The sequence below is a fragment of the Photobacterium sp. S4TG1 genome, assembly GCF_036040035.1.
Lineage (GTDB): Bacteria > Pseudomonadota > Gammaproteobacteria > Enterobacterales > Vibrionaceae > Photobacterium.
This window is the reverse complement of sequence record NZ_JAYXUH010000001.1, coordinates 742,317-754,363: the sequence shown is the minus strand read 5'-3', so window position 1 is coordinate 754,363 and position 12,047 is coordinate 742,317. Positions and strand designations below refer to the sequence as shown.

The following is a 12,047-nucleotide window of genomic DNA, read 5'->3' as shown; positions in this document are numbered from 1 at the left end:
CGGTAATGATAGCGTGGGTTATTACTCGTCATCTCGAAAGAGAGGCACTAGCTATCCGAGATCTACTTATCACGTGTTTGAGCATTACAGAAACCAATAAAAAAGCAATTAAAACAATAGCTCTACAACGTGCTGATAATAGATTCCTTATCTCGTTCGTAACCTCACTGTAGGGAATGATGGTAGAAGATTAAGTTATAAATTAGTTTCTATTAGGGGGCTTAGCGGCCTGAAACGCAGAGGGGCGTGCTGATGTTCGGTATGGCAAGCCTTGTCCACTCCGCCATTTATTTAAGAAACCTGAATCGAAAGATTCAGGCTTTTTTCGCCTGTATATAAAGCAAGATGATGCTGAATAGACACTGCGGAGTGGTAGTCTAGTTGATTAACTTTCTATTGAGAAGCTTAGCGGTCTGTCACGACTATTATTTGATGGAAAATGGACGCGCAGATGCTCTGGTTGTAATGTTAACTATGGCAAGTCCTATCCACTTCACATTATGGAAAACGCCTGAATTTAACGATTCAGTTTTTTCGGCTATATAAAAGTAAGATGATACTGAGATTATTAAACTGATTGGTAATATCGCCAGTGAGCTAAGCTACACCATCCATCACCACAATAGCATGACGACCTTTTTCGGTTATTTGTAATATTTGATCAAGTACTATGTCATTATTTCTTTATTTACCGAAGGTACCACTAACGCCTCATCAATTCCTCTTGCTGTTTATAATGAATCTTATTTATCAATGATGGTTTTAATTAGATCATAATTTTAGTTAGATTGGTATAGCTCTACAATGTGCTGATAATAGATTTCCTATCTTGTTCATAACGTCAGTATCGTGGATGTGAAAATTTATTCAAATTCAGTTGGTTAGATTGTTTGCTTTTTATCATTATAAACGATGCATTTAATATACAGATCAATTTATTAATATTTTTATATATAATTATAACTTTTAATTATATATCTATTTATTCAATCACATGTTTTATATATAACAGTGATAAATAGATATGATTGAGATTAGAATCGCCTTAATAAATAGTTAAGTTTTATAAATAAAAGAGGGAATTTGAATGAATAAGATTATAGGAATTACTGTAATTGGATGTTCTATTTTTAGTATGAATTATGCTATTGCTGGGCTGTCTACTGGAATACAACCAACTACGCCCTCTTCTGGGAAGATAAATTTTACAGGTGTTGTTGTTCAAGCAACTTGTAGTATTAACCTTGTATCAAGTAGCCAGGTTAATTTAAATAATACTGTTAATTTGGGTGTTATGAAAACAACCCAAAAAGAAACTCCTCCGGTTTATTTTTACCTTAAACCTGACCCTAAATGCGCTCCTACTTTTAAACAATTAACTGCAGTTATTGCTTGGAGTGGATCTAATTTTAATGATAATGGATTGACTAATTTAGGTACTTCAAAAAATGTTGATATTGCTCTCACTGGTTATACGGCAAACTCGAAGATATCGCCTGTACATTTAACACAAACTAATAAAGTTATAAAAGATAGTTATACAGCACTGGAAGGCGATAAAAAAACATTTCCTGGATACTTGTTTTCTGCCAATTTACAAGATAAAAATAATCAAAAACCAATTCCAGGAAGTGTTTTATCTAATGCAATTTATAATGTCACATATAATTGATTATGATAAAAGTTAAGTATGCATTTTTTTTTATAGCAGTTGCTACTACAAGTAATGTTGCAGCAACTACTATATTTAATACTGATTTTATTCATGGAATGCCCCCTAATTCACCTGAAATAAATAATAGTTATATAGATAATACTTATTATGTTGATATATATGTTAATGGTATAAAAACAGGATCAGAACAAATAAATATTAAAAATAATGCAATTAAAAAATTACATTTAACTAAAGCATGGTTATCTGATGCTAATATTAAAATTAATAGTAAGTTCTATGCTAAATGTTTTGATAAGGAAAATGGATATTATATTTTAACGAAACAAAAAAACACAAAAATAAAATTTAATAGTCATGAAAATAAATTAATGTTTACTATTCCACAAGCAGGATTAGTTGTTAAAGCTAATAATAGTGAGTGGAATGAAGGTAATGATTCTATATTATTCAATTATTATTTATCCTCTGATAAATATAATAATGAAAGAATTAATACAACAATATCAAGTGACTTTTCAATTAACCATAAGGCATGGAGACTAATAGGTAATATTGATTCTAACGCACAAAAAATATTACCTAATGTCTATTTGAAACGTGATATAAGATCTATAACATCAGATTTAACGATAGGTGAAAATCAAACTAATAGTCGATATTTATCATCAATACCATTTATAGGAATACAGTTATATAATAATAATAATATGATCCCATGGTCACAACGGAATTATGCTCCAATTATTTCTGGATCAGTAGTTACTGCTGCCACAATAACAATTAGTCAGAATGGGTATATAATAAAAAAATTAAATGTAAATCCCGGACCTTATTTAATTAATAACCTTAATATTATTGGTAATAGTGATATTAAGGTTGTTATTGTAGATGCAAATGGAAATAAAATAGAAAAAAAATATGCTGTAGGTCAAATGTCTACATTACTTAGGCCTAATAGTTCAAATTATTTATTTTCAATGGGTAAGGCTAATACGGCATCAAATAAATTGCCATTTGGGGAAATAGAGTATTCTTATGGTTATAATATGTTCTCTACCATTATGGGGAGTATTATTTCTAAAAAATATTTCAATATATTGGGTGGTATTACTTATAATTTAGGATTCTTAGGAATATCTTCTTTTACTTATAATTTCTCATATGAAAATAGTATGAGAAATAATATTGGAGATAAAATATCAGTATTATATTCGAAAAATATAAATAAAGATCTCCAAATTAATCTTGAATATAATAAATATAAAAATAATTATAATTCTTTTAATGATATAGGTAGAATCAATAATAATAAATTATTGAGCGATATAAAAATAGGATTAAATAATAATGTTAATTATTTAAAAAGTAATTTAGCTGAACAATTATGGTATAATGAATATAAGCAGTCATATAATTATGGGTGTGATTTTTTTGTAACATCAGAATATAAAAATATATTTTTAACTACATCTTTATCTTACAACAAATCATCTTCTTTAAAAGATGATTTGTCATTATCTTTTAGTTTAAACATACCACTTAGTAGTTCATTTCTATCACTTTCTAGTAACTATATTAATAATGGTGATTATGTAAATAATATTAATATAAGTCAAAACATTACGGATAATTTAAATTATTCTGCTAATGTTAGTCAGTCACAAGATGATATAAATAGTTCAATAAATGCCACATATCTATCAGATGCAGCTCAATTCAATGGAATATTATCTAAAACAAAATATTCATCATCTGCAAACATTCAATTATCTGGGACAATTATTGGTGTTAATGATGGAGAAAATAACCACTTATTATTTAGTAAGGATACTAATAATACATTTGCTGTTATTGATACGCCTAATATAAAAGGAATTTCTTTTAATGATTCAGACCCAACTAATAATAATGGATTAACAATTAGTACATTAAATAGTTATCAGACTAATATAATTAATATTAATACTGAAAATATACCTAATAATATTCAATTTAAGACTACATCATTTACTGTAACTCCAACTGAGGGAGCTATAATTTTTAAAAAAATAAATTATATTAAAACATTTACTTATATATTTAGAATATTTGCAAAGAATGGGATGACAATTCCATTTGGTTCTGTAGCAATGAATGATAAAAATCAAACGCTTGGATATAGCCAAGACAAAGGTATTATAATTATAAGAAGTCATAATGATAAAAACATAATTAATATTAATACTGGCGTTGAAAGGTATCATATCGATTTAAAAAGATATAAATCTAATTTAAATACTATTCAGGAAATACATTATGATAAATAAATACATATATGCTTTATTATTGTTTATGACTACACATTGTTACGCCTCTTTTGTATTAGATGGCACTCGATATATTTATGATGGGACAATAAAAAATATAGCCGTACAAATAACTAACGATTCAAATAATAGCTACGGAGGACAAGTGTGGATTGAGAATTCAGATCAACCTATAAACAATATATATTTTATACCAGCCCCTGCTTTTTTTACATTAGCAAAAAATCAAATTCAAATTGATTCAATCATAAATGTAAATGATGATTTACCTAAAAACAAAGAATCATTATTTTATTTGAATATTCAAGAGATTCCGTTAAAAAGTACAACGGATAACTCATTGCAAATAGCTATGAATACAAGAGTTAAATTAATTTATAGACCTAAAGCTATAATAAATGATAGAGCAGGAGCAGAGAATAAAATAAATATAATAACTAAGGATGGAGATATATATTTAAATAATCCAACACCATATTATTTTGCAATTACTTCTGTAACTGATAATAATAAACTATTACAGCTTTCATCTGTAATAATGAATAAACTAACTGTTTTTAAGCCGTTTAGCAAAGTTAAACTTGGGAATTATAATAAAAACATTTCCTTTAATGCAATTAATGATTATGGTGCTGTGATTAATTATAAGATAAAGAGCATTTAATATGAAAAAAATATTATTTATTCTTTTGTTTTATTTATTAAGCTTTCATTGCTATGCTAGTGGTTCTCGTGGCCCTATTGCTTTAGATAATAGATGTTCTATTAATGTAACATCATCACATCCAACTATTAATATCACAGGACATAAAATAGGAGATGTTGTTGGTACATTAGATATAACCTATTACTTAACATGTACAGTTACTGGTGTTATAGATTCTTATTATAGATATTTTGAAGTTAAAACAAATAATAATGGATTATATGCGGGGAAAATTAATCAGATGTATTTTTCTAATAATAAAAATTACATATTAAAATTAATATCACCTACGTTATCTTCTACAAATAAGAGCGCAGTTATAAATAGTGCAGGTTATTTTCCTTATATTTCATGGTTTAATATATTTCATCTTTTTTATTCTGATACAATAACAAATAGATTTAAAATAATATTAAACTCCCCTCCACTTATAATAAATAATTTTAATAATGATAAGCCAACATCTGTTATTGCAATAGCAGCAACAACATCATCATCAGGTTATGTTAATTTAAGTGATTTTAATGATCTTGATGACCAAACAAATAATGGTAATAATCTTTTAGGGAATGGTAATCTTCCCAATATTATCATAAATGTCATAAATAAAAAGCCTCGTATTCCAACTTGTAATATAAAGCCAATTAATGTTAATTTTAAAAATGTATCTGCATTAGATATCAAAAATGCATCATCTAAATCAGAAAGTGCAAATTTACTTATTGAATGTAAAAATACAGAGACACAAACATTAATCTTTAAAAAAAGATCAATAGATAATATAGGTGGCGATATTATACAAGGTAATCAAAATGGAAAGTTAAGTAATATTGGGTTTAAAATATGGTGGAATTATTTATCGAATGATATTAAAGATAATAAATTTAAGTTTAATCATGAATATAATATACCAACACATTTTAGTACAACAATAAATGTTAAACCGTTATTATTAAACACACATACTAAAATAAAGTCAGGATTAGTATCAGCATCTATCAATATGGTAGTTAATTATGATTAAACTTTTTTTTGTATTAATAATGGTTTTATTTTCAAATTTAGTCTGCGCAAGTAATGGCTCGTATGTGACGAGTGCAAAATTAAATATATCGTTGATTATTTCTAATATTTGTGAGTTATATATACCTAAACATAATGTTAATTTCAATATAGTGAGTGTTGATCAATTAAAAAAACGACGTGGAAATATAATTTCAATACCGATTACCATAACGTGTACAGGAAACTATAAAAATGAAAATATAGCGTTATCATTTAAGCCCTTAAGTGAGAGTGGTCACTTTGGATTACCATCGTTAGGAATATTAAATACAACGACCAAAAATTTAGGTATTTTATTAACAACTTATGGATCAGCGTTTAGCTCTTCATATAATGTAAAGAGCAATAATCAAGGGAATAACAGTCCACTTGTTTTTTATTCTCCTTATATAATATCAAGTGATAATAATCATTCGTTTACTATTAATGCTCAGCCAATTATTGAAAATGACAATGATGCGATAAAAAGTGGAAAATTCGCAGCGGGGATTATCGTTACATTGTCTTATGCTTAGAGGTATTTTTATTGATAATGCTGGTACAAAAACTACTGCATAGCTAGATTATCAGTGATGGGTAATGATTCTCTGTTTTGATATCACAGTGGTAGAATGAATTATTGATATGTATCTGTAGTGTGAGGACAAAGTGATGAGCAGTTTGAATAACGATAATAATCATGCGGAGAGTGATCAACTAACTGAAATTGCTATTGCTTACTATCAAGAAGGTGCTACGCAAGAAGAGATATCACAACGTTTTGGTATGTCTCGCGCTAAAATTGGTCGCTTACTTCGTCGTGCAAGAGAAGAAGGGGTGGTTGAAATTACCGTTAAATATCACCCGGTATTCAGTGAAAAGCTTGAACAACAATTGATTGAACGGTTTAAATTAAAGCGCGCACTTATCGCTCTTGATCAACCTGATGATGAAACTCAACGCCAACAGGTCGCGAGCTTGGTTTCTGGCTATCTGGCAGCAACATTATCTGATGATATGGTGGTGGCGGTTGGGCAAGGCCGTAACATTGCTTCTATTGCGAATCATGTTGGTGTGGTGCCACATCGTAATTGTCGTTTTGTGTGTGGAATTGGTGGTACTCACCGTTCTGGTAATGCGATTAATGCCGATCATATTTGCCGACAGCTGGCAAAAAAATATGATGGTATTAGTGAAACATTATATGCCCCGGCTTATGTGGAAGATATTATTGTTAAAGAAGCATTTATGAAAAACGGCACGGTTAAAGAAACCTTAGATCGTGCTCGTCGCGCTGATGTGGCATTAGTTGGCGTGGGTGATATGAATGAAAATAGTCACATGGTTAAATTAGGTTGGTTCACACCTCAAGAAATAGTCGAAGCACGTATTCGAAAAGGGGTTGTAGGTGATATTGCTGGGTATGATTTTTTTGATAGCCAAGGTAAGCAAGCTGATACCATGATGAGTGATCGTGTGATTGGTTTAACCATGGATGAATTACGTCATATTCCAACGGTAGTGGTGACTGCGGCTGAAAACAGTAAGGCATTGGCTTTATTGGGGGCGTTGCGTTCAGGAGTAGTTGATGTACTTGCAACCAGTGTTAGTAATGCATTGACGATTCTTAATCTTGATCAGCAGATGAAATAGATGTTTATTTAATCATTTGATCTATAAAAGAAACCGCTATCATAATTGAATGTAGATAGCGGTTGCGAATTATACCTTTAAGCAATAAAATACAGCTTCAAAATAAAGGAAGAACGTCGTATCCGGTGATGCGTCCGGATTTCAAATCCGGGTAGGGCTGCCAGCAGTCCTGGGTAGGTTCGACTCCTATGTTCTTCCGCCACTTTCTTTGCTGTATTCCTATTCTTGCAATAAATCCTGATCTTTTAATTCGCGATAATTAAATTTACGCTTAGTAAAACCAATCTTATCAAAATACTCTAATAACTGAATCGCAACTTTACGGCCTAATTGACTAATATCTCTAAATTCAGCAGTTTCTAATTTCTGATGTTGAACGGTATGTTGACGCACCGCGTTTGCCATTTTTACCAGATATTGATGACTGACATAGCGATCTTTCACTATCGCAGCAATATAACTTAATTGCGCTAGTTTATAACTGAGTTTGCGTAAGTTGTCTTCATTCTCACCTATTTCAAAGGCAAGATCGCGTACCCACCAAGGCTGAGGATTGGTTGCCATCAATTGCTCTATTTGGGTCCAACAGTGGAGTTCTGACGGTGTTAACTGTAACTGATGCGCTGCTAAATGCAGCCAACCACGGGTATTTACTAACAACTGTTGGTTGAGTAATTGGCTAATAATGGCATTAAAGATGACTTGGGGCTGATTAAGTGCCGCCATGCGGTATAACCGATCTTTACCGATACCAAGCGTGTCTTGTGCTTGCTGATGGTACTGTTCTAGCGTAGCGATAATGTGTTGCTGTAGCGCTTGTTGATAGCTATCAAAACACAGGTAATCACCATATTGTTTTATGCTGCTATCAGCGGCCACGAGTTGGTTAAGAACACGGGTTTGGCACTGATGTTGTTCAAGTAATTGTTGCTGTGACTGTGGTGCATGCTGAAGCTTAAATACAACAATATCATTGAGTGAATGCAAGGCTGCTCGTTGATTGAGGTATGCAAGTCGCTGCGGAGCACGTTTGCCTCTATTTGGCGGTAATAGATCAATAACAACGGCACTGCCAAGATTTATTTTTTTTGCCGGATCACGGAGTAATAATCGATCTTGTTCGGTTAAGCATAGTGGCGTATCAAGGGTTATTTCTGCAATCGTGGTATCACCTGGTACTAATTGCTGATCTTCTAATAATGCAATACGACCAGTAGTGTGAGTCGCTGCATGGAAAATCTGAATATTTTGCCAGTGCTTAATTAGATGGTTTACGGTTAATTTTACCGTAAACCGCTTAATTATTTGAGTGGGTGCCGTCTGTAATAACCAGTCACCACGGCTTAGATTTGTTTTATCAATATCGCCACTGATATTAAGTGCAACCCGTTGGTTTGCCGTCGCAGATTCCGTTGCCTGTCCCTGTGCATGAATACTTTTTATGCGTACGGTTTGCGGTTGGGCATGGCCTTTTTTAAGCTGATTATGGCTCACTAAACACAAGCTATCACCAACATTGATATGACCATTTAATGCGGTGCCAGTAACAACTAATCCTGAACCTTTAACGTGAAAGGCGCGATCGATAGCAAGCTTAAAATTGAGGGTATTGTCATATTGCTGTTCATTATCCGCAAGGTCAATCAGGTGTTGTTTAAGTTCATCAATACCGTCATTTGTATGCGCTGAACAATGAAAAATAGTTGATTGAGTAAAGCCATATTGAAGTAATAATTGGTGTAATGTCGCTTCGAGTTGCTGTTGTTGCTCAAGGCTGGTGAGATCGGATTTAGTGATCACTACCGTTAAACTATCCATCGCAAGTAAGCGTAAAATGGCTAGGTGCTCGTAGCTTTGCGGCATCATACCTTCATCACCCGCAACAATCAGCATTGCGTGATGGGCGGTGCCTACGCCAGCTAGCATATTGGAGATAAATTTTTCATGGCCGGGCACATCAATAAAACCTAACCGTTGTTGGTGGTTAGATTTTGTTGAGTGATACGGCATAAATGCGTAGCCTAAATCTATCGTGAGCCCGCGTTGTTGCTCTTCTGGCAGTCGATCGGCATTGATCCCAGTAAGGGCTTGTAACAGTTTGGTTTTACCATGATCGACATGGCCAGCTGTAGCAATAATCATAGCGTTACTCTAAAGCGTTATTGAGCCAGAGGCAGTAAAAATGGGTTGAAGCCGCTACGGTAGAATTCCATTTGACTTAGTTTTTGATCTAAAACTATTGTTGCTAAATCATCGGCAATGGGATCTAATTGAGGGTTCTTCTCAAGTACCAGCATCTTTAAATAACTTTGGCAATGACTACAGGTTTCAGCACGAACACTGTCTTCTAGTGATTCACTTTGCAGTTGAATATTCTCGCCGTCACCACATTGAGTGCATTCAGCACGTAGTCGATGCCACTCTGCTTCACATTGACTGCAATGTAAGTAACGATGACCACTGCCTTGAATTAAACTTGTCGCAGGTGCGCCACCGCAAAGAGGGCAATGTGATTGTTTGGCATTGGCTTCTGGTTGCCACTCTAATTGGGTATTAGTAACAATTAAGCTCATTAGTGTATTGATACAACCCCAAAGAATAATCGCAATATCAGCAGGAACACGTTCCGGTTGGTTTTGTTGCAGGGCATGAAAGTAATGCTGTAATGTTTGTTGATCGATTTGGCTAATGCTATCAATAACTTTAACGATATCATCACTTGCAATCGAACGTAATGCAGAGGTTAACTGGGTTAGCATTGGGTCTAAAATTGCTTGCCAAGTGCTGTCTATTTCAATCGGCCATGTTAGCGTTTTTGTTTGTAATTGTTGTTGTACGGCGCTATTAAACGTTTCAACTAAATGCACTTGTTGCTGCACTATTTGACCCGCTAGTAATAGATAATCTGCCATAAAAGAATCTTGTGCCAACTGACGTAAACGTGCGGCGCGGGCATGAAAAATGGTTGCAGGGTTACCAATGATTAACGGATTAAAGCCATCACTTTTTTGCTTAACGATGGTGTTTTTATCTAAAATTTTAACGCTCATGCAAGTATCCAATTATAAGAATACCAACCCCGGTAAACCGAGGTTGGTATAGAAATAAAGAGCGGATAAACATCAAGGATTATCCGTTCTAGAGCTTGTTGTTAGTGTTGGTTTTTGTTGCTAGTTAGCGAACGGAACCAACGTGGGTGATGTTTCTTTGCCCAAGCGGGAGAAACTTTACCTTCTAACATGCCATCGATTGAGCCTTTTACCCAATACGCCATGTAAACATGCACAATTAAGCTTAAAGCAAATACAAGGGCTGCGATTGAGTGAACAATTAAGGCTATACGTACAACATCAATGCTGAAGTAAGCTGAAAAGTAAGCACGCCATGCAATTAGGCCCGTTACTAGCAACAATACGGCACAGGCAATAAATTGACGCAGAAGCATTTTTTGTCCTGCGTTGTATTGACCTGCTTCTGGTACGCTTTCTTCGTTTTCAGTTAAAACATCTTTAACTTTTAACATCCATTGGAGATCACCTTTTTCAAAGTGGTTATGACTCCAATAACGACAGACTAAGAAGCATAAACCTACAGTCATTATAATCGCACCAAATGGATGCAAAATACGTGCAAGCTGTGGCGAACCATAGACATAGCTAAGGAAGTGCAGTGGCGCAAACATAAAAGATAAGCCAGACAATAAAGTCCAGATACCTGTTAATGCGACTGTCCAGTGCACAACACGATCTAAAGGTTTATGACGTAAAATTGTTTTATTCAAACTCATTTCTCATCTCCTTCATCTTCAGCCACACGACTACGACCCACTGTTACACGGTGAATAGCAGCAAGAGCCAAAGTACCGACTAAACCAGCAGCGGCAAGTGGCTTAAGATCATCTTTCCATAACTTCACTGTTTCGCTGATTTTAGGATCTTTTGGTAGATCATAACGCTCAGGATCAGTGATATCGTGTAGAACATAAATCACATGCGTACCGCCCACGCCTTGTGGGTTGTAGATACCTGCTTTTTTATGACCTTTAGCTTGCAGTGCAGCAACACGTTGATTGGCATACTCAAGAATTTCTTCACGAGGACCAAAACGTAATGCACCTGTTGGACAGGTTTTTGCACACGATGGCACTTGACCAGCCTGAAGGCGATCAAGACATAACGTACATTTGTAAACACGGTTATCAACGGGGTTCATTCGCGGAATATCAAATGGGCAGCCAGCGATACAGTAACCGCAACCAACACATTTTTCCGAGTTGAAATCGACAACACCGTTTTCATATTGCACGATAGCACCGGGTTCTGGACATGCTTTTAAGCAACCAGGATCAGAGCAGTGCATGCAACTGTGTTTACTAAATAACCACTTAAATTTGTTATCTTCTTCAATTTCTTTGAAGTGAATAGTGGTCCACGTTTCAGCTGTGGTATTGGGCGGATTTTGGTAAGAACCTTCAAAGGTGCCTACTTTACCGCGTAAATTATTCCACTCGCTACACGCATCCATACAGCCTTTACAGCCCGTACAGCAAGTAACATCAATTAATTTAGTTACTTGAATTTGACGTTCACGCGCATCAGGTGATGGAGTAAGCGACGATGTAGCAGAACTACGAACAATATTCTGTGATTCCATACCCATG

General features: G+C 34.0%; 10 protein-coding genes and 1 tRNA gene. 7 read left to right on the top strand and 4 right to left on the bottom strand.

From position 1 onward, the window contains the following. Positions 1-1,087: 1,087 nt before the first annotated feature. The 7 genes from VXS03_RS03595 (at position 1,088) to VXS03_RS03565 (ending at position 7,589) form a co-directional block, all read left to right on the top strand. Positions 1,088-1,672, top strand: a complete 585-nt coding sequence (locus VXS03_RS03595) for a fimbrial protein (protein ID WP_327762011.1) — start codon at positions 1,088-1,090, stop codon at positions 1,670-1,672. 2 nt (positions 1,673-1,674) lie between these two features. Continuing rightward, on the top strand, positions 1,675-3,984 hold the full coding sequence (locus VXS03_RS03590; protein WP_327762010.1) for a fimbria/pilus outer membrane usher protein: 2,310 nt from the start codon (positions 1,675-1,677) through the stop codon (positions 3,982-3,984). Then, positions 3,974-4,648: a fimbrial chaperone gene (locus tag VXS03_RS03585; protein WP_327762009.1), complete on the top strand. Its 675-nt coding sequence runs from the start codon at positions 3,974-3,976 to the stop codon at positions 4,646-4,648. The genes VXS03_RS03590 and VXS03_RS03585 overlap by 11 nt, the downstream gene beginning before the upstream one ends. A 1-nt stretch (position 4,649) precedes the next feature. Continuing rightward, positions 4,650-5,714 (top strand): hypothetical protein, encoded by a 1,065-nt coding sequence (locus VXS03_RS03580; RefSeq protein ID WP_327762008.1) that lies wholly within the window; start codon positions 4,650-4,652, stop codon positions 5,712-5,714. A 64-nt stretch (positions 5,715-5,778) separates the two neighbouring features. Beyond that, the gene (locus tag VXS03_RS03575) at positions 5,779-6,270 is read left to right on the top strand and encodes a fimbrial protein (RefSeq protein WP_327762007.1); all 492 of its coding nucleotides are present in this window, start codon (positions 5,779-5,781) and stop codon (positions 6,268-6,270) included. 136 nt (positions 6,271-6,406) lie between these two features. Continuing rightward, positions 6,407-7,387 carry a sugar-binding transcriptional regulator gene (locus VXS03_RS03570; protein WP_327762005.1) on the top strand — a complete coding sequence of 327 codons (981 nt, stop codon included), beginning with the start codon at positions 6,407-6,409 and terminating at the stop codon, positions 7,385-7,387. Positions 7,388-7,494: 107 nt separating this feature from the next. Further along, a tRNA-Sec gene (locus VXS03_RS03565) sits at positions 7,495-7,589 on the top strand. A gap of 17 nt (positions 7,590-7,606) precedes the next feature. On the opposite strand, the gene selB is transcribed toward VXS03_RS03565, so the two are convergent. The 4 genes from selB to fdxH form a co-directional block, all read right to left on the bottom strand. Continuing rightward, entirely contained in the window at positions 7,607-9,529 is a 1,923-nt protein-coding gene (gene selB / locus VXS03_RS03560; protein WP_327762004.1) for a selenocysteine-specific translation elongation factor, read from the bottom strand. A gap of 17 nt (positions 9,530-9,546) precedes the next feature. Then, a complete protein-coding gene (locus VXS03_RS03555; protein ID WP_327762002.1) occupies positions 9,547-10,437 on the bottom strand; it encodes a formate dehydrogenase accessory protein FdhE in 891 nt (296 codons plus the stop codon). Positions 10,438-10,538: 101 nt separating this feature from the next. Beyond that, positions 10,539-11,174 carry a formate dehydrogenase subunit gamma gene (locus tag VXS03_RS03550; RefSeq protein ID WP_327762000.1) on the bottom strand — a complete coding sequence of 212 codons (636 nt, stop codon included), beginning with the start codon at positions 11,172-11,174 and terminating at the stop codon, positions 10,539-10,541. Continuing rightward, on the bottom strand, positions 11,171-12,046 hold the full coding sequence (gene fdxH / locus VXS03_RS03545) for a formate dehydrogenase subunit beta (protein WP_327761998.1): 876 nt from the start codon (positions 12,044-12,046) through the stop codon (positions 11,171-11,173). Before fdxH ends, VXS03_RS03550 begins: the two co-directional genes overlap by 4 nt. Position 12,047 lies beyond the last annotated feature (1 nt).